At 61.3% G+C, this 24,102-nt stretch carries 15 protein-coding genes; 6 read left to right on the top strand and 9 right to left on the bottom strand.

Features of this window, described 5'->3' with window-relative positions; all coding sequences use genetic code 11:
* Nucleotides 1-51 precede the first annotated feature (51 nt).
* Nucleotides 52-276 (bottom strand): DUF2835 domain-containing protein, encoded by a 225-nt coding sequence (locus tag ACZ5WQ_RS06300; protein ID WP_088274066.1) that lies wholly within the window; start codon nucleotides 274-276, stop codon nucleotides 52-54.
* Nucleotides 264-5,135 (bottom strand): NAD-glutamate dehydrogenase, encoded by a 4,872-nt coding sequence (locus ACZ5WQ_RS06305; RefSeq protein ID WP_464383386.1) that lies wholly within the window; start codon nucleotides 5,133-5,135, stop codon nucleotides 264-266. Before ACZ5WQ_RS06305 ends, ACZ5WQ_RS06300 begins: the two co-directional genes overlap by 13 nt.
* A 174-nt stretch (nucleotides 5,136-5,309) precedes the next feature.
* Here ACZ5WQ_RS06305 and ACZ5WQ_RS06310 point away from each other — a divergent pair, with 174 nt between their 5' ends.
* Genes ACZ5WQ_RS06310 through ACZ5WQ_RS06335 form a run of 6 tightly spaced genes read left to right on the top strand, consistent with a single transcriptional unit; the run spans nucleotide 5,310 to nucleotide 12,119 of the window.
* Nucleotides 5,310-6,269 carry an AAA family ATPase gene (locus tag ACZ5WQ_RS06310; RefSeq protein ID WP_228246780.1) on the top strand — a complete coding sequence of 320 codons (960 nt, stop codon included), beginning with the start codon at nucleotides 5,310-5,312 and terminating at the stop codon, nucleotides 6,267-6,269.
* A 3-nt stretch (nucleotides 6,270-6,272) separates the two neighbouring features.
* Nucleotides 6,273-7,223 (top strand): DUF58 domain-containing protein, encoded by a 951-nt coding sequence (locus ACZ5WQ_RS06315; protein ID WP_228246781.1) that lies wholly within the window; start codon nucleotides 6,273-6,275, stop codon nucleotides 7,221-7,223.
* On the top strand, nucleotides 7,220-7,681 hold the full coding sequence (locus ACZ5WQ_RS06320) for a DUF4381 domain-containing protein (protein ID WP_228246782.1): 462 nt from the start codon (nucleotides 7,220-7,222) through the stop codon (nucleotides 7,679-7,681). The genes ACZ5WQ_RS06315 and ACZ5WQ_RS06320 overlap by 4 nt, the downstream gene beginning before the upstream one ends.
* Nucleotides 7,674-8,672, top strand: coding sequence for a VWA domain-containing protein (locus tag ACZ5WQ_RS06325; protein ID WP_228246783.1), 999 nt, complete (start codon nucleotides 7,674-7,676; stop codon nucleotides 8,670-8,672). Before ACZ5WQ_RS06320 ends, ACZ5WQ_RS06325 begins: the two co-directional genes overlap by 8 nt.
* Nucleotides 8,662-10,458 (top strand): vWA domain-containing protein, encoded by a 1,797-nt coding sequence (locus ACZ5WQ_RS06330; protein WP_464383387.1) that lies wholly within the window; start codon nucleotides 8,662-8,664, stop codon nucleotides 10,456-10,458. The genes ACZ5WQ_RS06325 and ACZ5WQ_RS06330 overlap by 11 nt, the downstream gene beginning before the upstream one ends.
* The gene (locus ACZ5WQ_RS06335) at nucleotides 10,455-12,119 is read left to right on the top strand and encodes a BatD family protein (RefSeq protein ID WP_233049776.1); all 1,665 of its coding nucleotides are present in this window, start codon (nucleotides 10,455-10,457) and stop codon (nucleotides 12,117-12,119) included. Before ACZ5WQ_RS06330 ends, ACZ5WQ_RS06335 begins: the two co-directional genes overlap by 4 nt.
* Nucleotides 12,120-12,644: 525 nt before the next feature.
* Here the strand turns inward: ACZ5WQ_RS06335 and ACZ5WQ_RS06340 are convergent.
* The 7 genes from ACZ5WQ_RS06340 to ACZ5WQ_RS06370 form a co-directional block, all read right to left on the bottom strand.
* Nucleotides 12,645-14,999 carry an efflux RND transporter permease subunit gene (locus ACZ5WQ_RS06340; protein ID WP_464383388.1) on the bottom strand — a complete coding sequence of 785 codons (2,355 nt, stop codon included), beginning with the start codon at nucleotides 14,997-14,999 and terminating at the stop codon, nucleotides 12,645-12,647.
* A gap of 24 nt (nucleotides 15,000-15,023) precedes the next feature.
* On the bottom strand, nucleotides 15,024-16,157 hold the full coding sequence (locus tag ACZ5WQ_RS06345; RefSeq protein WP_228246786.1) for a YCF48-related protein: 1,134 nt from the start codon (nucleotides 16,155-16,157) through the stop codon (nucleotides 15,024-15,026).
* A 283-nt stretch (nucleotides 16,158-16,440) separates the two neighbouring features.
* Complete coding sequence (locus ACZ5WQ_RS06350) at nucleotides 16,441-18,816, bottom strand: efflux RND transporter permease subunit (RefSeq protein ID WP_088274056.1); 2,376 nt, start codon at nucleotides 18,814-18,816, stop codon at nucleotides 16,441-16,443.
* 27 nt (nucleotides 18,817-18,843) lie between these two features.
* Nucleotides 18,844-19,971 carry a WD40/YVTN/BNR-like repeat-containing protein gene (locus ACZ5WQ_RS06355; protein ID WP_464383389.1) on the bottom strand — a complete coding sequence of 376 codons (1,128 nt, stop codon included), beginning with the start codon at nucleotides 19,969-19,971 and terminating at the stop codon, nucleotides 18,844-18,846.
* Nucleotides 19,972-20,232: 261 nt separating this feature from the next.
* Nucleotides 20,233-22,887 carry an aminopeptidase N gene (pepN, locus tag ACZ5WQ_RS06360; RefSeq protein WP_464383390.1) on the bottom strand — a complete coding sequence of 885 codons (2,655 nt, stop codon included), beginning with the start codon at nucleotides 22,885-22,887 and terminating at the stop codon, nucleotides 20,233-20,235.
* A gap of 80 nt (nucleotides 22,888-22,967) precedes the next feature.
* Entirely contained in the window at nucleotides 22,968-23,774 is an 807-nt protein-coding gene (locus ACZ5WQ_RS06365) for a DUF2797 domain-containing protein (protein ID WP_228246830.1), read from the bottom strand.
* Nucleotides 23,775-23,806: 32 nt separating this feature from the next.
* Nucleotides 23,807-24,073, bottom strand: a complete 267-nt coding sequence (locus ACZ5WQ_RS06370; RefSeq protein WP_228246789.1) for a YeaC family protein — start codon at nucleotides 24,071-24,073, stop codon at nucleotides 23,807-23,809.
* Nucleotides 24,074-24,102: the final 29 nt, after the last annotated feature.

Genomic DNA, 24,102 nt, shown 5'->3' on the forward strand with positions numbered 1-24,102 from the left:
CCAGGGGCAGAAAATCAGGCTGCAGAGTATACCTGAATCAGGCGCCCAGGCTCAGCCGGCCAGACGCTCCAGCTTGAGCAATTTGCCGTCATCGGTAAATTGCATGAGAAAACTGCCGTAAACCCCCTGATGGGTCAGGAAGGGCCGCAGGTGATGGGCCGGCAAACTCACACGCCGGCCATCACGGCTGTACATCAACACCCGCTCGGCGCGGCCCTGATACCAGGCCAGGTAGCGCTCGGCGGGTAACGCCAGATCGATTATCAGTTGCTGCATTCATTGTCCTGAGAGGTGAGACGGGCATGCTGGGCCAAATCCAGCAACTCGCGCATCGCCACCGCCACTATGGGGTAATCACCGGCACCGGCGCTCCTGAGTTCACCCAGCATGGCCTGCCAGCGCAGCACCATCGACTGATTGCGATCGACCCATTCAGCCACCAGTGCCTCCACCGGTGTTGACGCATCGCCGCCCTGCAGAGCAGCAACGGTCATGCTGCGTGCCTGCCAGTCGAGATCATCCCGATAGCTTTCACGCGCCAGCGCCTGCCAGTGGTTATCCACCTGCAAGCCGGCCACCTGTTGACTGAACCAGGGAAGTTGAAGCTGGGAGCCGAGCGCGAAAAATACCTGCGCAACGCGCTCGGCATTCTGCCCGGTTGCATCGGCGGCTTCAACAATGCCAAGCAGCGTGTAGGCATGGCCGGTTCCGGCGACCACCCGAGCGATGGCTTCGGGCACTCCTTCATCGACGTAGTGCTGATAGCGATCATCCCAGAGCTGCCGCACATCCCCTTCCAGCAACTGATCGAAGCGTTCTGCCAGTGTTCGCACGCAAGGCCCGAAGTGTGCCACCTCGCGCTCGGGTGACAGCTCGCTGCGCCGGTTACGAATAAACCAGCGGCTTGCCCGGCGACCAAGTCGCATCAGCTCTTCCATCAGCTCAAGCTGTACCTCTGCCGAAACCTGGTAATCCAGCGCCTCGATACCGGCAAAATGCGTCTGCAGCTCGAACACGTCGCGGGCAACAACCCAGGCCCGGGCGATATCGGCAGCAGCGGCACCGGTCGACTGTTCCAGCCGTCGCAGAAAGGTGATCCCCATATGGTTGACCAGATTATTGGCCAGCTGGGTGGCGACGATCTCGCGGCGCAGACGATGGCGACCCAGCGCGTCGCGCCAGGATTTGAGCAGCACCGGCGGGAAGGCGGTTTCAAGCTCGCGCGCAAGGTATGCATCTTCGGGTACGTCTGAGGCAACCAGCGCCTCCTTGAGATCCGCCTTGGAGTAGGAGATCAGCACCGACAGCTCGGCGCGGGTCAGCCCCTTGCCGCTGGCCTTGCGCTCGGCCAGCTGGTCGTCTTCGGGCAGGAACTCCAGGGCACGATTGAGCTTGCCGCTGCCTTCCATCGCGCTGATGAACCGCTGGTATTCCCCCATGGTCTGCGCGGCCTGGCGCTGGGCCAGGCTGATGGCCTGGGTCTGCTTGTAGTTGTTGCCCAGCACCAGCTCGGCTACCGAGTCGGTCATGCTGGCCAGCAGCCTGTTGCGCTGTTTGGCGGTCATGTCCTGGGCGGCGACCACTTCGTTGAGCAAAATCTTGATATTGACCTCGTGGTCGGAGCAGTCAACGCCGCCGGCATTGTCGATAAAGTCGGTGTTGAGCGCGCCGCCATGGAGGCAGTATTCGATTCGCCCCAACTGGGTCAGCCCCAGGTTGCCGCCCTCACCCACGACCCGGCAACGCAGGTCACGCCCGTTGACCCGCAGCGCATCGTTGGCCTTGTCTCCGACATCGGCGTGGGTCTCGCTGCTGGCTTTCACATAGGTACCAATGCCGCCATTCCAGATCAGGTCAACCGGCGCCTTGAGCAGTTGCTGAATCAACTCGGTCGGGGTCAGCCGTTCGGCACTGATCGCAAAGCGTTCACGCATCTGCGGCGTTAGGGTGATCTGCTTGAGGCTGCGAGAAAATACCCCGCCGCCTTCGGAAATCAGGTCGCGATCATAGTCTGCCCAACTCGAGCGAGGCAGGCTGAACAGGCGCTCACGCTCGGCAAAGCTGCGCTCGGGATCCGGCTCCGGGTCGATAAAGATATGCTGGTGATTGAATGCCGCCACCAGCTTGAGCGTGCGCGACTGCAGCAGGCCGTTGCCGAAGACGTCGCCGGCCATATCTCCGATGCCGATCACGCTGATCGGATCGGTCTGCACATTGATGCCCAGTTCCCGGAAGTGCCGCTGCACCGACACCCAGGCACCGCGGGCGGTAATACCCATTTTCTTGTGGTCATAGCCCGCCGAGCCGCCGGAGGCGAAGGCATCACCGAGCCAGAAACCGTAGCCGGCGGCGATCTCGTTGGCTATATCCGAGAAAGTTGCCGTGCCCTTGTCTGCCGCCACCACCAGGTACGGATCATCGGCGTCGTGACGAACCACGTTGGGCGGCGGCACCACCTTGCCGTCGGCCAGGTTGTCGGTAATATCCAGCAGACCCTGAATGAACAGCCGGTAGCAGGCGATCGCCTCCTGTTGGACCTCGTCGCGCGTGCCACCCGAAGGCAGCCGGCGCGGAACGAATCCACCCTTGGCACCAACCGGCACGATGACCGCATTCTTGACCTGCTGCGCCTTCACCAGCCCGAGCACCTCGGTACGGTAGTCCTCCTCCCGATCCGACCAGCGCAGACCGCCGCGGGCGACCTTGCCGCCACGCAGGTGAACCCCTTCCACCCGCGGCGAATAAACAAAGATTTCGAACATCGGACGGGGCAGCGGCAACTCGGGAATCGCCGAGGGATCAAACTTGAGACTGAGGTAATCCTTGCTCTGGCCGTTGGCGTCCGGCTGGTAGAAGTTGGTGCGCAGGGTTGCCTTGATCAGGTCCAGGTAGCGGCGCAGGATACGGTCTTCATTTAGCACGGCGACCTCGTCCAGCGCACCAAGAACGGCCCGCTCAAGCTTCTGCTGCATTTCGCCAAGGTCCTCGGCACTCAGCTTGCGGGCCAGATAAAAGCGGGTGCGGAACAGGCGCACCAGTTCGCGTGCAATGTCGGCATGGGCAACCAGGGTACTGGCAATATAGGGCAGTTCGAAGCCCAGGCGGATCTGTTTCAGGTAGCGGGCATAGGCACGCAACAGGGCCACATCACGCCAGGGCAGGCCCGCCAGCAATACCAGACGATTGAACCCGTCATTCTCTGCCTGACCGGACCAGACGGCCTTGAACGCGTCACGAAACAGTTCGTTGGCTTCCTGGATGTCCAGGGTTGCGCCGCCGACGAAGGTAAACTCGAAGTCGTGAATCCAGAAAGCGGTGCCATCGGCCTGGGTAATGCGGAAGGGAAACTCGCCAAGCACCCGCAGCCCCAGATTCTCAAGCACCGGGATCACGTCCGACAGCGGCAGAGAATCGCTGAGATGATACAGCTTGCAGTGCAGAATGCCCTGCTGCTGGGCCAGAGGCTGATAGAAGCTCATCGCCAGCGGCGACTCGGGCGTCAGCTCCAGCAGCGTTTGCAGGTCGACGACACCGGTCGCCGGGGTAAAACGATCACTGTAGCCCGGCGGGAAGCCGTCCCCGAGATGGGCCAGCACGTCAGTGGCACGCGCCTCCCCCATGCTTTCCAGCAGCCGGTCACGAAACTCGTCCTGCCAGTTGCGGCAGGCGCGCACCACTTCCTGTTCAATTTTCACGGGGTCGATATCCGGATTTTTGGTCGGGTCAACGCGCAGAATAAACTGGGTACGCGCCAGAATGGATTCGGAAAAATAGGTCCAGAACTCGCTTTCGCTCGCCTGCAGCCGCTCCATCAGCACCGTCTGAATCTTCAGGCGGATATCGGTCGAGTAGACATCGCGTGGCACGAACGCCAGGGCGTAATAGAAGCGCCCGTAATTGCCGCGCCGCAGGAACAGGCGTATCTGGTTGCGCTCCTGCATCTGCACGATATTGAGCGAGGTTTGGGCCAGTTCGTCGACCGACATCTGAAACAGGTCATCGCGCGGCAGCACCTGCAGCACCTGCTCCAGTTCCTTGGCCAGATGACTGCGCGGCAGAAACCCGGAGACAGAACGCACGTGCGCGACCTTGCGGCGCACGTGGGGGATATTGTCGACCAGCGCCGAATACACCCGCGAGGTGTAGAGCCCCATGAAACGGTGTTCCTGAACGACCCGACCGTCCGAATCGACCTCACGTACCGAGACATAGTCCGGGTAGGCCGGTCTGTGCACCCGGCTGAGCTGCGATGCCTTGGCGAACGACAGCAGCAGCGGCGCCTGCAGGTAACGGATCACCTGCTCCGGCAAATCCTGCACACTTTCGTCTCGCGGATTCAGTGCCAGTGCGCCCAGGCTCGCTCCGGTGCGCAGACCCAGCTGCTGTTGCGGCAACCCCTCATTGATCGCGAAGCACTCATAGCCGAGGAAGGTGAAGTGGTCATCCAGCAGCCACTCGAGAAACGCCACCGCCTCGGTGCGCTCTTCCCTTGCGAAATACTGGCGCTTGCGGCTGCCCAGCATGGCGATCAGTTCAAGTACCCGCTCGCGCATGGCCGGAAAGTCCTTTACCGTCGCCCGGACGTTGCTCAATGCTTCGAGCAGACCATCTTGCACGGTGCGCAAATCCGCGTTGGTGGTCGCGCGGTCGATCTCGACATACATTACCGACTCGGCACGACCGCCCTTCGCCTCGCTGCCGCCCGGCAGCAGTTGAACAAGCTTGCCGCCCTCGTCGCGCACCACCGTCATGATGCTGTTATAGAGGTTGTGAATCGCATAGCCCTGACGGTTGAGCTCCATGCGCACCGAGTCGACCAGAAACGGCAGGTCGCGGTGCACCACTTCCACCACCGTATGGGTGCTCTGCCAGCCATGCTGCTGGGTATCGGGGTTGAACACGCGCAGCTTTACCTCACCCCCGGGCAGGTTCTGCAGGAAGCGCCAGGCAGAAAGGGTGCAGCCGAGCAGGTCATGATCCTGACGCGAGGCCAGTTCGGCGTGGGAGGCGATGCCGAAGAAGTTGTTGCAGAACAGGCCGATGCTGTCACGGTCGGCCTTGCCGACCAGCGCGCGCAAACGCTCGGTCAATGAATCGATAAATGCCTGCTTGGAGCTGGCCATGATCAACGCCATCTTGCCGACCTCCCGAATCGCGGGGTGTATCTGAGGCGTCTGGCAGATCGGTGCCCGAGGGCCGCAACCTGCTACGCCGGATTAATTGTGATCAGAGGATAGTCTAGACCAAAGGGATTTCGTTAAAGTGACGTACACTGACGCCAGCCAGTGAACCAGGACAACGGATAACACATGACCCATCGGGAATCCCTGCTGCAGTTGAAGGCCTTTATGGGCCAGCACATTTTCGGCCAGGAGCATCTGATCGATCGCATGCTGATCAGCCTGCTCGCCGGCGGCCACGTGCTGGTCGAAGGTGCGCCCGGTCTGGCCAAGACCAAGGCGATCAAGGCCCTGTCCGAAGGCATCGAAGCGGATTTTCATCGAATCCAGTTCACCCCGGATCTGCTGCCGGCCGACATCACCGGCACCGAGGTATACCACCCGGAAACCACCACCTTCAGTTTCCAGCAAGGGCCAATTTTTCATCACCTGGTACTGGCTGACGAAATCAACCGTGCTCCGGCCAAGGTCCAGTCGGCGCTGCTTGAGGCAATGGCCGAGCGTCAGGTCAGCATCGGTCGCCAGACCTACGCCTTGCCCGAGCTGTTCATGGTGATGGCGACCCAGAACCCGATTGAGCAGGAAGGCACCTACCCGCTCCCTGAGGCACAGCTTGACCGCTTTCTGATGCACGTGCGGATCGGCTTTCCGGATGCGGCGCTGGAGCGTCAGATCCTGCAACTGGCCCGCGGCGAAGCGCGCGGCGACGAACCGAAAATGGCCGAGCGCATCACCCAGCAAAGCATTCTGGCCGCCCGCCAGGAGGTACTGGACCTGTTTATGGCCGAGGCGGTGGAGGAATACCTCATCCAGCTGGTGATGGCGACCCGACGCCCTGACCAGTACAACCCGCAGTTGGCCGAATGGCTCGAAATGGGTGCCAGTCCGCGCGGCACCATCGCCCTTGATCGCTGCGCCCGCGCCCACGCCTGGCTGGCCGGCCGTGATTTCGTTAGTCCGGAGGATGTGCAGGCAATTGCCCACGATGTGCTGCGTCACCGGGTTCTGCTGAGCTTTGAAGCCGAAGCAGCCGGCATCGACAGTGACCAGGCGATCAACCTGCTTATCGACTCGGTCCCTGTTGTCTGAACCATGACGGTCAACCTTGATCCGGCCCTGCACACCAGCCTCGACGCATTGCTGGCGACACGCCGACATTGCCACGAGCTGCCCCTGTTCACCCGCCCGGTACGCAGCGGCCGGCAGACCGGTCAGCAAAACTCGCGCCTGCGTGGCCGAGGGGTCGACTTTGATCAGGTTCGCGCCTACCTGCCGGGCGATGACATTCGCAACATCGACTGGCGGGTAACCGCACGCAGCCAGAAGGTGCACACCAAGGTATTCAATGAAGAACGCGAACGCCCGGTGTTCCTGATCGGCGAGCAGAGCCCCCGGCTGTTCTTCGGCAGCCAGCGCTGCCTCAAATCGGTACTGGCCGCAGAAACCTGCGCCCTGATCGCCTGGACGGCACTGGCACACCACGATCGAGTTGGTGGCATGGTGTTTGGCCCCGGACAATGCCACGAGGTACGTCCACGGCGCGACCGCAAGGCTCTGCTCCAACTGTTGCAGCTGCTGGTTCAGGCCAATCACCTGCTGACACCTGAACCTTCGGAACCGCTTGAGCCGGCTTCCGAGGCGCTCAATCTGGCGCTACGCCATAGTCGGGAAATCATTCGTCCGGGCAGCATCCTGTACATCGTCTGTGATCACGCTGCCATCGATGGTCTGAACCAGAGCCTGCTGGTGCCGCTGGCCGGTCACAACGACCTGATCCTGCTGCCGGTATTTGATCCGCTCGACAGCGAGCTACCCGCCAACGGTGCACTGGATTTTGTCCAGGGAGAACAACGGCTGACCCTCAACAGCGGCGACACCTCGCTGCGTGAAGCCTACACCGCCCAGTTCCAGTCCCAGCGCCAGGCCTGGCTCAGACTCGCTCGCCGCCTGCGCTGCAGTCTGCTGCCGCTGGACACCCGGTCACCCGCCCACGAGCAACTGCGCGACAACTTCGGCAGCCTGCCAAAGGCGCCGCAGACATGACCAGCCCGCTGGAAGGCAGCCTGCTGCTGCCCGCCCTGCCGCCCCCGATCAGCTGGTGGCCCCCGGCGCCGGGCTGGATCGCGCTCGCCCTGCTGCTGTTGCTGCTGGTCATCCTCTCACCACTGGCGATACTGCTGAACCGGCGCCGGCAACGCAGGCGGCTCAAGGCCCAGCGCATTCTTTGGGAAATTGCCGACGACCTCTCGGATCACGACTGGCTGGCCGCACTCAACACCCAGCTCAAGCGCCATCTGAAAAGCCGCGGCGAGGTTGCCGCTACCCGGCTGTATGGCAACGCCTGGGTCAGCTACCTGTGCCAGCACTACCCCAAGCCGCGGGCCGACGTGCTGGCACCACTTGGTGGCACCCTGTACCAGGCCGATGCCCACCTCAGTGTTGCTGATCGCCGCGTCCTGCAACGCGAGCTGCTGCGCTGGATAAGGCACAATCATGTTTGAACTGGCCTGGCCCGCGAGTCTTCTGCTGCTGCCGCTGCCCTGGCTGCTGCGCTGGGTGCTGCCGCCGGCAAAACGGCCAGAGGCCGCGCTGCAGATCGCCTTTCTGGCACGTCTGCAGAGGCTGAATGCCGCCCAACTCTCCGCTGCGGGCACCCATCGACGCTCCGCACCGCTCATTCTGATCTGGCTGCTGCTGGTGCTGGCGGCGGCTCGCCCGCAACTGCTCGGCGCCCCCTTGCCGCCCCCGAGCAGCGGCCGCGACATGATGCTGGCGGTGGATCTGTCAGCCAGCATGGACACCCGTGACATGCGCCTGGATGACCAGCCCAGCGACCGACTCAGCGTGGTCAAGCACTGGCTTGATGCGCTGATCGAACAGCGCACCGGTGACCGCATCGGTCTGATCCTGTTCGGTACCCGCGCCTACGTGCAGTCCCCGCTGACATACGATTTGCACAGCGTCCGGCAATGGCTGGATGAAGCCTTTATCGGCCTGGCCGGGCGCGATACCGCCATTGGCGATGCCATTGGCCTGGCCATCAAGCGCCTGATGGAACAGCCAACCAACAGCCGGGTGTTGCTGCTGGTAACCGATGGCGCCAATACCGCCGGCAGCATATCGCCGATTCAGGCCGCAAGACTTGCCGCTGACGAGCATATTCGGATCTTCACCATCGGCGTCGGCGCTGAAAGTCAGGGCAACACGGATCTGATGAGTCTGCTCGAGGGCAATGCCGATCCGGCCAGCGATCTGGATGAACCAACCCTGCAGGAAATCGCCAAGATTACCGACGGCGCCTACTTCAGAGTGCGCGACAGCGCCTCGCTGGCGAGCGCCGTCGAGCGCATCGAGCAGCTTGAACCCAGCCTGCGCAGTGGCCCGGCGACTCGCCAGGCACTGCCGCTTTACCATTGGCCGCTGGCCATCGCGCTACTGATCAGCCTGTTGTGGAGCAGCCCCTCGCTGCGCCGGAGGCTGCATGCCGACTGAACCCATGCTGCCCTTCACCTTTTTGCGCCCGCTCTGGTTGCTCGGCATAGTGCCAATCCTGGCGTTGTGCTGGTACCTGTACCGCCATCGCCGTCAACGCTCGGGCTGGGACAGTCTGCTGCCGACGGCGATGCGCAAGGCGCTGGTAGAGGGTCAGCCGGGCCGGCATTACATCGGCCGCTATCTGCTGCTGGCCGCCGTCTGGACACTGGGTCTGATCGCCCTCGCCGGCCCGGCCTGGGAGTCAACCGACAGCGTACAACGTGAAGACAGCAGCAGCCTGATCCTGGTGCTGCAGGTGTCGCGCAGCATGCTGTCCAATGACCTGCAGCCGACGCGGCTGGAGCGCGCCAAACGCAAGATTCGCGACATTCTGGAGCGTTACCCCGACCGCCGGGCAGCGCTTGTTGCCTACGCCGGCAGTGCTCACCTGGTCGCACCGCTGACTCGAGATCACCGCACGCTGATCAATCTGCTCGACGCCCTGCATCCCGACATCATGCCGGTTCGGGGCCAGCAGGCCGACCAGGCCCTGTTGCTGGCCGCCAGCCTGCGCAATGAACAAGGTGACAGCGCCACTCAGGTATTGTTGCTGACCAGCGGTATCGAGGACCTTGACCGCGCTCGTCTTGAACTGGCCGCCGAGCGCTTGGGCGACAGTCTGCAGGTCATTGGCATCGGAACTGCCGATGGCGCACCGGTACCACTGGCAGAGGGCGGCTTCATGCGCGACGACAAGGGGCGCATCCTGCTGCCACGTCTGAATGAACCCGAGTTGGCCGAGTTCGCCTACTCGCATGGCGGACGCTACGCCCGCATGAGTCTGGATGACAGTGATATGACCCAACTGCTCAACAGCGAGCAGGCAGCGCAACAGGCGAGCGCCGAACAACGTCAGCGCAGCGACCAGGGCCACTGGCTTGTGCTGCTTCTACTGCCACTGGTGGCCCTGGGCGCACGCCGTGGCTGGCTGCTGCTGATGTTCTGCGCCATCTGGCTGCCACCGCCGGCCTCTGCAATGAGCTGGGCCGATCTGTGGTTACGACCCGACCAGCAGGCCGCAGCCATGATGGCCGAAGGACGGGCAGCGGACGCGGCAGCACGCTTCGAAGACCCGCAGTGGCGAGCCCATGCCCTGCTTGAGAGCGGCGACTACGCCGGAGCGGCAGAGGTCTGGGGCACGCTGGCCGAGCAACAGCCGGACAATGCGGAACTGCATTTCAGCCACGGTACCGCCCTGGCGCTCGCTGGCGACTACCCCGCCGCGCTCGCGGCCTTCGAACAGACACTGACACGGGCACCCGACCATACCGCAGCACGTCACAACCGCGAGCGGGTAGAAGCCTATCTGGCAGAACAGAAAACCGAACAGACCGCACCCGACGGGACAGAGTCTGCGCCGCAACCCGAAACCGGCGCTGGCAGCGGCAATCGCAGCAGCGACACCGAAGACGGTGCCGGCGTATCGAACGCCAGCGCAGCCGATGCCGACAAACCCGGCGCCCAGACCGGTATATCCGCAAGCTCCGCCAGCAGCTCCGCGAACAATGCCGAAAGCACGGGCAGCAGCAGTGAACCAGCGGTTGCCGGGGAACTGATCGACAGTCCGGAGCTGGAGAACGGCGACAGCACCGTCATGGGCGGCGGTGCCGGCGGTCGGCGACAGATCGAACAGCGCCAGGCTGTGCAACAATGGCTGCGGGACATACCCGATAACCCTGCTGAGCTGCTGCGTCGCAAGTTCCTGTATCAGCACCTGCAACAAAACGACGGACGCCCTCGATGATGCGCCAGCTGCTTTTCACCCTGCTACTGCTAACCATCGGTCTGCCCGCTTTCGCGGCTTTGCAGGCAAGTGTGGATCGCACCCAGTTGATCGAAGGGCAACCGTTGGAACTGACCCTGGAAAGCACTCTGGCAAAGCGCGATGATGCGCCGGACCTGACTCCGCTGGAGCAACACTTCAGGATCGAATCCAGCCGCAAGCTCAATCTGGTCAGTACCATCAACGGACGCAGCCTGCCGGTGACCCGCTGGATCGTGCGCCTGATGCCGCTGCGCACCGGCTTTGTGGTGATTCCTCCGCTGCAACTGGCCGATGAGCGCAGCGAGCCGGTTACCCTGCGCGTGCTGAGCGCCGAGCAGGCTCGCGATATCAGTCCATCCGACATTGCGCCGATCTTCATCGACAGTGAATTGGATACCCGCACGCCCTATGTTCAGGCCCAGGTGCTGCTGACCCTGCGTATCTACCATTCGGTCTCGCTGTACGACGACTCGACCCTCAGCGGGCTGGAAATACCCGATGCCCGCGTTGAGACGCTCGGCGCGCCCAAAACCTACGAGCAGGAGATCAACGGCGTCGTCCACGGTGTCATTGAGGTCCGCTATGCCATCTATCCGCAGCACAGCGGCACACTGGACATTCCCTCCCAACTGTTCAGCGCCACCGCGGTGCCGCCGCGCGCCTCCGAAGGCCAACCCGGAACCCATAACGCCCGCTTTATTCAGCTGCGATCGCCGAGCCAGCAACTGACCGTCAAACCCATCCCCGACACCTACCCTGCAGGCGTTCCCTGGCTTCCCGCCAGACAGGTCAGGCTGAGCCAGAACTGGCAGCCTGACCCAAGTACCGAGCTGACCCGCGGAGAGCCGCTGACAAGAACCCTGTCGATCCAGGCGGACGGGCTAACCGCAACCCAGTTGCCTGAACTCAACACCCTGACCAATGACCAAGACGAGCTGCGCCAATATAGCGACCAGCCCCAGCTGGAGAACCAACTGTCGAGCAACGGCATACTGGGGCTGCGCCAGGAAAGCTCGGCGGTGGTGGCGCGTCACGCAGGACGTTTCACCGTGCCGGCGATCCGTGTGCAATGGTGGAACACCACCACCGACCAGCTGGAAGTGTCCGAGCTCGACGCCGTAACCCTGACGGTTCGCGGCAACAGCAGCTTTAACGACACCAGTGCCCCCTACCCCAGCCAACCCGCCGGCGAGTTGCCACTGCTCTGGCCGTGGCAGCTTGCTACCGCATTGCTGCTGGCGGCACTGGGCTGGGCGCTGCTGCAGCTGCGCACCGCCCGACGTGCCCTGATCGCCCTCGATGAGCTGGGCGAAGATACGGTCAATCTCGAAGCCGATCAGGCCGGGAATCCGCTGGCCGACCTGCAAACAGCCTGTCGTCACAACCAGCCTGCCGAGGCCCGCAAGGCATTGGAGCACTGGGCCAAGCAGCAGGAAAGCGACCTCATCGCCCTCAGCCACGCCCACCCCATCCTTGCCGACGCGCTGGATGACCTGAACGGCTGCCTGTTTGGCCAGACCGAGCACGCCTGGCGCGGCAAACCCCTCTGGCGCGCCGTTCGCAAGGTAACCCAAGCCCGCCAGCGCGAGGCCGAAGCGCTGGGTGAAAATGCAATAGAGCCGTTATATCCGGATGTGTAACGCAGACAAACCTTGGTTTGTCGTATCGACGCCCAACAAGGTCTGCCTTGGCAGATCATCGAATCTCATTAACTGAGCCTCCCTACTGTCGGTCCAATACGGCACCGATGGTCGAGTGTGCATCGGGGTTAGTCCCGTTTACGCGGGCGAGTAGCGCAGGGCTGGCGGGAAGAAGGACGGCAGCCTGTTTGAGGAGCGTAGCGACGAGTTCTGCCGGCCCCTGCCAGACCGAGCAACGCAGCGAACCCGCAGGGCCGCGTAGCCGGGTGCCCGGGGGGGATTGCTAAGGGGGGCCGGGCAAGCGGTCCCCCTTGGCTCGCCAGGAAAGGCGAAAAATGAGGATCGCGGCAACTCGGCAAACAGCTCTGCTACTCGAATTATCTCTTCCCAGTGACAGCATTACCCCTGCCCTCCCCGGACCGCTGAGCAACGACCTCCAACAGATGCGTTTATCTCGAAACTCAGCGTTGAACCGCCCCCCACAAAAAAACCGCCCGAAGGCGGTTTTTGTGCAGCTCAAACTACTCAGCTACGCAGCTTCTCCGGACGGATCAGGAAGCGAGCCAGTGCCGGCAGCAGCCAGAGTGCGCCGAACATGTTCCACAGGAACATGAAGGTCAGCAGGATACCCATGTCGGCCTGGAACTTGATCGCGGAGAAAATCCAGGTCGCCACACCAATGGCCAGGGTGAAGCCGGTGAAGGTCACGGCCTTACCCGTGGTCTTCAGGGTTTCATAGTAGGCCTCCTGCAGCGGCAGGCCCTGACGCAGATAGGTTTCCAGACGGCTGTAGATATAGATGCCGTAGTCGACACCGATACCCACACCGAGCGCAATTACCGGCAACGTTGCCACCTTCACGCCGATGCCCAGGAATGCCATCAGGGCGTTGGCCAGAACCGAGGTCAGGGCCAGCGGGATGATGATACACAGCACCGCGCGGGTCGAACGGAAGGTAATCAGACACATGAGGATGACCACCGCGTATACGGTGAGCAGCATCTTGGTCTGGGACGCTTCGATCACGACGTTGGTCGCCGCTTCGATACCGGCATTACCGGCAGCCAGCAGGAACTGCATGTCCTCGGTGTTGTACTCGGCAGCGAACGCTTCCACTTCTGCGGTCGCCCGCTTCAGGGTGTCTGCCTTGTGATCGTCCAGGAAGATCATGACCGGAGCCAGCGAGCAGGCCGAGTTGAACATGCCCGACGGCGCACGGCTGATGGCGTTGTTCAGGTTGTCCTGGTTACGCGACAGGGTTTGCCACTTCAGGTTGCCCTCGTTGTTACCCATGATCACCTGTTTGGCTACCGTCACCAGCGATACCGCCGACTGGACGCCTTCCAGGTTGTTCATCCGCCATTCCAGCTGATCGATGGCCTCCATGGTCTCGTAGGCCGAGCACATCTCGTCTGGCGTCTTGACCATGACCACCAGAATGTCGGAGCTGGTGGAATAGTTTTCGATGATGAACTGGTTATCCAGGTTGTAGCGCGAGTCGGCACGCAGCTCCGGAGCACCCGGATCCAGGTCGCCGATGGCCACGTTCTTGCCGTGATAGATACCAAAGCCGAAGGCGATGATGGCCAGCACGACCGAAATCGGCGCGACCGTCGGATGAGCAAACTTGGCAACACCGAGCCACAGGCCTTGCGGACGGTTGGCCATGTTACGGTTGCGCTCGACCGCCTTGCGGCTGATACCGATGTAGGACATCAGGATCGGCAGCAGCATCAGGTTGGTCAGGATGATCACACCCACACCCACGGACGCTGCGATACCCAGCTCACGGATGACCTCGATCTCGATCAGCAGCAGGGTTACGAAGCCGACCGCATCTGAAATCAGTGCAACGATGCCCGGGATGTACAGTGCACGGAACGCGCGACGGGCAGCGGTCTGGCTGTCATCGGCGTTGGTGTACTCGATCGCCATGCCATTGATGATCTGCACACCGTGGGAAATACCGATGGCAAATACCAGGAACGGAACCAGAATCGAGTACGGGTCCAGACCAAAGCCCAGGGTACGCAGCAAGCCAAGCTGCCAGACCACCGCGATAACCGAGCACACCAGTGTGGTGATCGAGCTTTTCAGGCAGCGGGTGAACATCATCAGCAGAACAAAGGTGATCAGCAGCGCGGCACCGAAGAACATCACCACCTTGATGATGCCGTCGATCAGGTCACCAACCTTCTTGGCAAAGCCGACAATGTGAATCTGGATGTTCGGGTTCTCGCCCTGAAACTCGCTGCGGATCTTCTCTTCCAGCTGACGGGAGAAATCGCCGTAGTCGAGCTGAATCAGTTCGCCCTGATTCTCCGGGTTGGGATACGCTTCCTGCAGCGGGATGTCGATGATGGTGGACTTGAAGTTGTTCGCCACCAGACGACCGATTTCACCGGACTTGAGCACGTTTTCGCGCAGCTCTTCCAGGTCGGCCTCGCTCAGATAGGCCGGACGATTGGCAACCGGACCACCATCGAAACCGTATTCGGTCACCTCGGTCCAGCGCACGTTCGGCGTCCACAGCGAGCGCAGGTTGGAGCGGTCAACACCGGGCAGGAAGAACACCTCGTCGTTGATCCGCTTGAGGGTCTCCATGTACTCGGTACTGAAGATGTCGCCATCCTTGATCTCGACAGCGATGCGAATCGAGTTGCCGAGGTTCGGCAGATCGTTCTCGTGCGCGATCATGTTGGCAATGTAGGGATGCTTGAGAGGAATCATCTTCTCGAAGCTGGTATCGGGCTTGACCTGCGCAGCCTGATAACCGAAGAACACGGTCAGCAGCGCGAACAGCAGAAGAACAACAATCCGATTGTTGAAGATCAAGCGTTCCACAAAGGGAGCGCTCGTTTCCTGATGAAGCTTGGACATCCAGACTCTCCTGGCAGCTGTTTGTTATTGGTTTTCGGGCAGGCCGTTGGCTGCCGCCTTGACCACGCCTTGCTGGCCGACCAGCACCAGCTCGCCGTCTGGCAGGCGCTTGGCTGTTGCCAGGGCAACGCGGTCCGGACGAACCGCAACATTGAAGGTCTTGCCATGATCGGTGCTGGTCACTACCACGCCACCGGCGCCAACAACCGACAGCGAACCGTCAGCAGACAGGTTGCCACCCAGCAGGGTTGCTTCCAGCGGGCCGTTGTTCGGGGTGTGCAGCTCGACCTGCTCCCAGCTTTCGCCGAAATCAGCCGAGCGGTACATGTTGCCGCGCAGACCCCAGACTACGACCTGGCCTTCAAGACCGGTACCGGCGGTACCGAACCAGGTACCGTCATAGGGCGACGTCTGCAGGGTTTCCCAGCTGTCACCAAAGTCGGGGGAACGGTACATGGTGCCCATCTCGCCAACCAGGAACAGGCCGGTGCCTTGCACGGCGGTCACCGCGTTGTAGTGGAAGCCATCGGGGTTATCGATGTCGAAAGACAGGTCTTCCCAGGTCTTGCCCGCGTCATCGGTGCGCAGGTAAGTACCATAGGCACCGAAGGCAAAACCGGTGTTGGCATCACGGAACCAGACGTCCATCAGCGGGCGCTCAAGCAGGCCCGGGCCATCCGGATCGGCCGCTTCATCCAGGGCGGGGTCACGGTACTGCAGCTCCCAGCTGGCACCGGCATCACTGGAATGCAGGATCACGCCATCGTGGCCGACTGCCCAGCCGTTATTGGCATCGGCGAAATACACCGCCGTCAGCAGTTGGCGGACCGGAGACGCAGCCTGAGTCCAGCTTGCCCCCTGATCATCCGAATAGACAATATGGCCACGGCTGCCCACGGCCACCAGACGATCGCCGGCAGACGCGACATCCAGCAGCAGAGAGTGACTGGCCAGATCAGACATGATCGCCGGCTTGGGTGCTTCAGCAACGGTATCGGCAGCCAGAGCGGGTGTGATTGATGCGGTCATCAGTACAGCGCCCAGGCCAGCGGCCTTGAGCACACGTGCAGCAAAGGATTGCTTGCGGAACTGCGCCCGCTGGCCGATGGCAAAGGCCAGTTGAGTCGTTTGAGTGCGCCAACGAGTGGGCTCGCGCATACACCATTCCCCCTTATTGTTATCCATCTTTCCGTTATTGAACGGGACTGCCCATGGTAACGAGCACGGGGAGGCGGCGCCAACGGCTCACGGTTATCTTTTGTTAATCACGTTATCAATGCAGAAGCCCGCATTTTCACTGCAATATTTCGTCACACAGTTTATTGAATGCATGATGTATTGGTGCAGGCTGGCGAATAATCCGTGGCACAGGCGATTGAAAGCAGGCGCCAAGACATAAAAAAACCCGCCGGTTGGCGGGTTTCTTTACAGCAGTCAGCTATCAATGAGACAGCTTGCTACCGCTGGACTTCCGTACCTTCTCCGGGTTGATCAAGAAGCGCGCCAGTGCCGGCAGCAGCAGCATCGCACCGATCATGTTGACCAGGAACATGAAGGTCAGCATCAGACCCATGTCAGCCTGGAACTTGATTGCAGAGAAGATCCAGGTCGCGACACCGATCGCCAGACACAGACCGGTAAACAGTACCGCCTTACCAGTGGAGCGCAGGGTCTCGTAATAGGCCTCCTGCAGCGGCATGCCTTGACGCAGGAAGCTCTCCAGACGGCTGTAGATATAGATACCGTAGTCCACACCGATACCCACGCCCAGTGCGATAACCGGCAGCGTTGCCACCTTCATGCCGATGCCGAGGAAGGCCATCAGCGCGTTACCCAGCACCGAGGTCAGGATCAGCGGCAGGACGATACAGATGGTCGCCGGCAGCGAACGGAAGGTGATCATGCACATCACACCTACCCAGATGTACACCAGCACCAGAATCAGCAGTTCGGAGCTGGAGATGATCTCGTTGGTTGCCGCCTCGATACCGGCGTTACCGGCCGCCAGCTTGAACTCCATGTCATCGGTGTTGTACTCGGCTGCGAACTCTTCGACGGCCGCCGTGGCGCGCTTGAGGGTGTCAGCCTTGTGGTCATCCAGGAAGACCATGACCGGAGCCAGCGAACAGGCCGCGTTGAACATGCCCGACGGCGCACGGCTAATGGCGTTGTTCAGCACATCCTGGTTACGCGACAGCCCCTGCCACTTCAGGTTGCCCTCGTTGGAGCCCATGATCACCTGCTTGGCGACGGTTACCAGAGACACAGCCGACTGCACGCCTTCCAGGTTCTGCATCTTCCACTGCAGCTGATCGATCGCTTCCATGGTTTCGTAGGCAGAGCACTTCTCCGGCGGAGTCGCAACCATGACAACCAGAATGTCGGAGCTGGTGGTGTAGTTCTGGATGATGAAATCGTTGTCCTTGTTGTAGCGCGAATCCGGACGCAGCTCCGGCGCACCGGCATCCAGGTCACCGACCTTGATGTTGTTCTTCTGGTAAACGAAGCAGGTAGTACCGGCGACCAGAGCAACGATGACCATCCAGGGCGCCACATTCGGATGAGCGACGTTGGACAGGAAGCGCCAGAACGGGTGCTCGCGAACCGCATCGCGCTTGGAGCGTTCAACCGCCTTCTTGCTGATGCCCAGATAGGAAATGGTGACCGGCAGCATGATCAGGTTGGTAAACACGATCACCGCAACACCGATGGATGCACCGATTGCCAGTTCGTGGATCACGTCGATCTTGATGACCAAAAGGGTAATAAAGCCTACCGCGTCAGCCAGAATCGCGATCATGCCCGGTAGGAACAGCTGACGGAAGGTCAGACGTGCCGCCACCAGCGCGTTATCCGCCCCACCGGACTGCAGGGCAATACCGTTGATTTTCTGCACCCCGTGGGAAATACCGATGGCGAAGATCAGGAACGGCACCAGCATCGAATACGGGTCCAGACCAAAACCGACCAGGTTGATCAGACCCAGCTGCCAGATCACCGCAATCACGGTGGTCACCAGCACCGATACGGTACTGCGAATACACCAGGTAAACATGTACAGCAGAACGAAGGTAATGACGAACGCAATGCCGAAGAAGCCGACAACGCCGATCAGACCATCGATCAGATCACCCACCTTTTTGGCGAAACCGACAATGTGAATCTTGATGTTCGGGTTTTCGGACTGGAAGCGATCACGAATCTTCTCTTCCAGCAGGTGCGAGAACTGCTTGTAGTCCAGACGCAACAGCTCGCTCTGGTTGTCCGGATTGGGATAGAACTCCTGCAGCGGCACCTCGATGATGCTCGACTTGAAGTTGTTCGCGACCAGTCGACCGATCTCACCGGATTTCAGGACATTGGCACGCAGCTCTTCCAGATCCTCCTCGTTGGTGTAGGACGGATGGTTGGTTACCGGGCCACCGTCGAAACCGTACTCGGTTACCTCGGTCCAGCGCACGTTCGGCGTCCACAGCGAACGCAGGTTCGAACGGTCTACACCGGGCAGGAAGAAGACTTCGTCGTTGATCTGCTTGAGCGTCTCCATGTACTCGGTGCTGAAAATATCACCGTCTTCGATGGCGACCGCAATGCGGATCGAGTTGCCGAGGTTGGCCAGATCATTCTGGTGCTCAAGCATGTTGACGATATAGGGATGTTCCAGCGGGATCATCTTGGCAAAGCTGGTGTCGGGTCGCACCTGCAGCGCCTGATACCCCAGAAACAGGGACACGAGAGAGAAAATAATCACCACGGCAAGGCGGTTATTAAATACCAACCGCTCCATGAATGGTGCGTTACTCTGGTCAAAAGACATCCAGATTCTCCTGGCTTGTAATTATTATCAGTGAGCTTTCAAGGCGCTTGCCGGCATGGTGGCGACACCATGTTGACCGACCAGCAGCAGTTCGCCGTCACCCAGCGCCTTGGCAGAAGCCAGTGCGATACGGTCAGGACGGGTCATCACGTCAAAGCTGTTGCCGCCATCAGTACTGCTCAGCACAACGCCGCCAGCACCGACGACCACCAGCTTGCCGTCACCGGACAGACCACCACCCAGCAGGGTCGCTTCCAGCGGACCGTTGTTCGGCGTCAGCAGCTCGACCTGCTCCCAAGTGTCACCGAAGTCGGTGGAGCGGAACATGTTGCCACGCAGGCCCCAGACCAGAACCACGTTGTCGCTGCTGGTACCGGAAGCGCCAAACCAGGAGCCGTCATAGGGCAGATCGGTCAGGGTTTCCCAGGTATCACCGAAGTCCGGCGAGCGGTACAGGGTGCCCATTTCGCCAGCCAGCATCAGGCCGGCGCCCTTGACGGCGGTGATCGCGTTGTAATGGAAGCCATCGGGATTATCGATGTCGTAGGAGCGGTCTTCCCAGGTTTTGCCGCCATCATCGGTACGCAGGAAGGTGCCGTAGGCACCAATTGCAAAACCGGTATTGGCATTCTTGAACCAGACATCCATCAGCGGACGCTCAAGCAAGCTCGGGCCTTCCGGATCAATCGGTTGATCCAGCTCGGGATCGCGGTATTGCATCTCCCAGTTTGCTCCGGCATCACTGGTATGCAGGATCAGCGAATCGTGCCCCACCACCCAGCCGTTCTTGTCGTCGGCAAAGTAGACGGCTGTCAGCAGCTGACGGACAGGGACGTTCGCCTGTGTCCAGGTCTTGCCCTGATCATCGGAATAAACGATGTGACCACGGCTGCCAACAGCAACCAGGCGATCACCGGCGACGGCCGCATCGACCAGCAGGGTATGGGCTGCCAGATCCGACTTGATTGCAGGTTGAACGCTTTCCTCGGCGACATCAGCGGCATGGGCTGATGCGGCGCCCAGTGCCATCATGCCGGATAGCATCACGGCCTGTGTCAACGCACTGAGAGAAAAGCCTTTCTTAAGATAGTTGCCCGACGCGTTCAGGTCTGTCCGGGCCACGAATGGAGCGCGCCAATTGCACGGCTTACGCATACACCACCCCTCTTTGTTTTTATAGGTGCTTCTGCTCCGCTACGGGAACACGTTTTATTATCAACCCGGACCGCACCCCACACAGGCGCCCCCGAATCAGTTATCCCTCCAGCGGACAAGGCATATTAGAGGCCCGCAAGGCGCTGCACAAATACCTCTCGGTAATTTTTTATTAAAATTTCGGCCTTGCGTGTGCTGAGTAACTCATTTATCGAGGCCGACTTCAAGACCCGCGCCCAACACGGGCGCGGGCTCGCCGGGTCAAGCCAGCGACTTGCTGACCACCTCATAGACATCAGGCGACAACGGGCTTTGCGCCATGATGCGCGCCAGCTCCGCCTTCATCAGCTCCTGGCGCTTGGGCTCGAACTTGCGCCAGCGGCTGAGTGGCGTTACCAGCCGCGAGGCAATCTGCGGATTACTGCGATCCAGTTCAATGATCCGGTCAGCCAGAAACGCATAGCCACTGCCGTCCAGCGCATGGAAATTGATCAGGTTCTGGTTGGCAAAGGCGCCGATCAGCGCACGCACCTTGTTCGGGTTACGCATGGTGAACAGCGGGTGCTCCATAAGCTTGCGCACGCGCTCCAGCGCGCCGGGCTGGCTGGCTGCAGCCTGAATGCTGAACCACTGGTCCATGACCAGAGGGTACTCCGCCCAGCGCTCGGCGAACTCGGCCAGCGCCGCTTCACGCTGCTGCTCGAACGGCGAATTGACCAGCGCCACCAGCGCGGCCTGGCGGTCAGTCATATTGGTCGCCTCGACAAACTGGCGCACGCACCAGCCCACCACCTGCTGCTCACCCGTCAGCATCAGATAGCTCAGCAGGCTGTTTTTCAGGCTGCGCGCCGCCATGGCATCGGCCTTGGCGCTGAACGCCCCCGACCCGGCCGCGGCCAGAATCTGATAACGCGCAGACATCTCGTCACGCAGTGCCTCGGCCAGTGCCCGGCGCAACCACTCGCGGGTGTAGTGGATGGCATCCACGTCGGCAACCTCGGCCAGCTCGATCAGATAGGCTTCGGAGGGCAGACGGATGATTTCCGCGACCATGGCAGCATCCAGCTCGGCGTCGGCAATCACGCTGCGCATGACCTCGACCAGCCGCTGATCCAGGTTCAGCGGACGACCGGCACGATGAATCTCGACCAGCCCCTGCAGCACGTCAACCGCCAGTCCCTGCGCCGCTTCCCAGCGGTTGAAGCCGTCCGGGTCATGCTTGGCAAGAAACACCCGATCATCGCGGCTGTACGGGTAGCTGAGCTTGACCGGCGCGGAGAAGCCGCGCAGCAGCGACGGCAGCGGGCAGTTCGGTACATTCTCGAACACCAGCGTCTGCTCTGCTTCGGTAATCGACACCACCGCCTCGTTGCCAAGGGCCTTGCCCTCCAGCTGCAACGGAATTTCGTTGCCGTCACGATCCAGCAGCGCCATGCGTACCGGGATCACCTGCGGTTGTTTCTCGGGCTGACCCGGCGTCGGCGGGCAGACCTGGCTGAAATGCAGGCGATACTCGCGACTGGCCGCGTCGTACTCGCTGCGCACATTCAGGCGCGGGGTGCCGGCCTGGCTGTACCAGCGCTTGAACTGGGTAAAGTCGGCACCGTTGGCGTCTTCCAGCGCCTTGATAAAGTCGTCGCAGGTGACCGCCTGACCATCGTGGCGCTCGAAATACAGGTCCGTGCCCTTGCGGAAGCCCTCTTCGCCCAACAGGGTGTGCAGCATGCGCACCACTTCGGCGCCCTTCTCGTACACGGTCAGGGTGTAGAAGTTGGATATCTCGATAAAGGAGTCCGGGCGTACCGGATGCGCCATCGGGCCGGCGTCCTCGGCGAACTGGTTGGCCCGCAGGAAGGTGACATCCTCGATGCGCTTGACCGTGCGCGAGTTCATGTCGGCAGAAAACTCCGAGTCGCGGAAGACGGTAAAGCCCTCCTTGAGCGACAGCTGGAACCAGTCGCGGCAAGTCACCCGATTGCCCGACCAGTTGTGGAAGTACTCGTGCGCCACCACCGCTTCAACCCGCTGGAAGGCCATATCAGTGGCCGTGTCCTGGTGGGCCAGCACACAGCTGGAGTTGAAGATATTGAGGCCCTTGTTCTCCATCGCGCCCATGTTGAAGTCGTTGACCGCGACGATCATGAAGATGTCCAGATCGTACTCGCGGCCATAGACCTCTTCGTCCCAGCGCATGGAGCGCTTGAGGCTGTCCATCGCGTGGTCGCACTGGGTGCGGTTTTCCGGCTCGACGTAGATGCGTAGGTCAATGGTACGCCCGCTCATGGTGGTGAAGCTGTCCTGCAGCAGACACAGGTCACCGGCGACCAGCGCAAACAGGTAGGCCGGCTTCGGGAACGGGTCTTCCCAGCTGACCCAGTGGCGCCCGCCTTCGTGCTCGCCCGAGGCAATCGGGTTGCCGTTCGACAGCAGCACCGGATAGCGCTCGCGCTCGGCGATCACCGTGGTGGTGAACCGGCTCATCACATCCGGGCGATCGAGGTAGTAGGTAATCTTGCGAAAGCCTTCGGCCTCGCACTGGGTGCAGAACATGCTGCCAGACTTGTACAGCCCTTCCAGCGCAGTGTTGTTCTGCGGCTCGATACGGGTAGTTAGGGCCAGTTCGAATTGCGCGCGGGACGGTTGCAGGGTCAGGCTGTCACTGTCGACCTGGTAGGCGCCCTCGCCCAGCTCCTGCTCGTCCAGTACCACCTTTTGCAGCTCCAGTTGCTGGCCGTCCAGCACCAGCGGCGGCAAGGCGGTCTCGGCATGGCGTTCGGTATTCAGGCGCAGGGCCAGACGGCTGTGCACCAATGCATGATCTTCAAACAGCTCGAAGGTCAGCTGGGTCTCGTCGATCCAGTAATCCGGCGCCTTGTAATCCTTGAGGTATATCGTCTTTGGTTGTTCGGTACGCATGTTCAGGCTCCGCTGCGGCCGGACCGGCCGCTGAATTCATGTTCGGCCGCCCCGCTGCAGGGCGGCCCTGCCGAAATGGCTCAACTGGCGCTGAAGGCCAACTGATAGGCTGTGTACTTGCGAATATTGATGACTGCGGTGTCGAGCAGCAGATACTGCCCCTTGATGCCGAGCAGAGTGCCTTCCAGCACCGGCTCCTTGTCCAGGTTGGCCGACTGCGGCTTGGCAACGTACTGCTCGACCGGATAACGAATCTCCAGCGCCTCGGCCTGCGGCAATAGCTGCACGGCCTGCAGCCCGAATCGCGCCTGCAGCTCGGCTATGCCGGCCTCGGCATTATCGAGCAGGCGATCACGCTCGGCGCACAGGTCCAGCGGCTCGGGGTCGCCCTTGAGCAGGGCACGCCAGTTGGTCTTGTCTGCCACCTGCTGACGCAGCAAGTCTTCCACCAGACCGGATTGCTGGCGGGTAGCGACGCGCAGGATAGGCAACGCCTGACTGGCCCCCTGATCGACCCAGCGGGTCGGCACCTGAGAGGCCCGGGTAATGCCCACCTTCAGGCCCGAGGAATTGGCCAGATAAACGATATGGTCGGTCATGCAGAACTGCTCGCCCCAGGCCGGCTCACGACAGGTACCCTGGTCGTAATGGCACTTTTCCGGGCTCATGATGCAGCTGTCGCACTGCGCCAGCTTGGTAAAGCAGGGGTAGCAGTAACCCTGATTAAAGCTCTTCTTGGTCTTGCGGCCGCAGTGCACACAGTGAATCGGCCCCATGGCCTCCAGCCGTATGGTCTTGCCCAGCAGGCCGTTCAGCGGCACCCGCTCCTCACCAATGGGCAGACTGTAATCGACCGGAGCGTCGGCTGTATCGAGCAGACCGATCATCTTGCTGACGTTGCCTTCGAACTGCAAAAGACTCAATGCAGGGTCTCCGAACCGGTCGAAAACAGGATGTTCGGCACCTCTTTCTGCTGCGACTTGCAGCTCTGCGGCCCCATGTAACCGGTACGCTCCTCTTCCGGCAGGTTGTCCTGTTCCCAGGCAATCATCGCCTGAAGGCACAGCTCCTTCTGCTCTTGCGTCAGCTTGCGGCCATCCGGCCACTTGCCGATCTCCACAGCGAGCTTGAGGCTCTGATAAATATCAGGGGTGATGTTGCGCAGCATATCGATGAAAGTGGTCATCGCGCCTCCCGCTGGAATGATGAAAAACC

This window comes from Halopseudomonas sp. T1L2 (genome assembly GCF_055397385.1).

Excerpts from the sequence above, each read along its gene's own strand:
- ACZ5WQ_RS06345 (WP_228246786.1), bottom strand. The coding sequence starts at position 16,157 with ATGCGCGAGCCCACTCGTTGGCGCACTCAAACGACTCAACTGGCCTTT.
- pepN (WP_464383390.1), bottom strand. The coding sequence starts at position 22,887 with ATGCGTACCGAACAACCAAAGACGATATACCTCAAGGATTACAAGGCG.
- ACZ5WQ_RS06340 (WP_464383388.1), bottom strand. The coding sequence starts at position 14,999 with ATGTCCAAGCTTCATCAGGAAACGAGCGCTCCCTTTGTGGAACGCTTG.
- ACZ5WQ_RS06325 (WP_228246783.1), top strand. The coding sequence starts at position 7,674 with ATGTTTGAACTGGCCTGGCCCGCGAGTCTTCTGCTGCTGCCGCTGCCC.
- ACZ5WQ_RS06370 (WP_228246789.1), bottom strand. The coding sequence starts at position 24,073 with ATGACCACTTTCATCGATATGCTGCGCAACATCACCCCTGATATTTAT.
- ACZ5WQ_RS06335 (WP_233049776.1), top strand. The coding sequence starts at position 10,455 with ATGATGCGCCAGCTGCTTTTCACCCTGCTACTGCTAACCATCGGTCTG.
- ACZ5WQ_RS06300 (WP_088274066.1), bottom strand. The coding sequence starts at position 276 with ATGCAGCAACTGATAATCGATCTGGCGTTACCCGCCGAGCGCTACCTG.
- ACZ5WQ_RS06350 (WP_088274056.1), bottom strand. The coding sequence starts at position 18,816 with ATGTCTTTTGACCAGAGTAACGCACCATTCATGGAGCGGTTGGTATTT.
- ACZ5WQ_RS06355 (WP_464383389.1), bottom strand. The coding sequence starts at position 19,971 with ATGCGTAAGCCGTGCAATTGGCGCGCTCCATTCGTGGCCCGGACAGAC.
- ACZ5WQ_RS06365 (WP_228246830.1), bottom strand. The coding sequence starts at position 23,774 with ATGATCGGTCTGCTCGATACAGCCGACGCTCCGGTCGATTACAGTCTG.
- ACZ5WQ_RS06330 (WP_464383387.1), top strand. The coding sequence starts at position 8,662 with ATGCCGACTGAACCCATGCTGCCCTTCACCTTTTTGCGCCCGCTCTGG.
- ACZ5WQ_RS06315 (WP_228246781.1), top strand. The coding sequence starts at position 6,273 with ATGACGGTCAACCTTGATCCGGCCCTGCACACCAGCCTCGACGCATTG.
- ACZ5WQ_RS06310 (WP_228246780.1), top strand. The coding sequence starts at position 5,310 with ATGACCCATCGGGAATCCCTGCTGCAGTTGAAGGCCTTTATGGGCCAG.
- ACZ5WQ_RS06320 (WP_228246782.1), top strand. The coding sequence starts at position 7,220 with ATGACCAGCCCGCTGGAAGGCAGCCTGCTGCTGCCCGCCCTGCCGCCC.
- ACZ5WQ_RS06305 (WP_464383386.1), bottom strand. The coding sequence starts at position 5,135 with ATGGCGTTGATCATGGCCAGCTCCAAGCAGGCATTTATCGATTCATTG.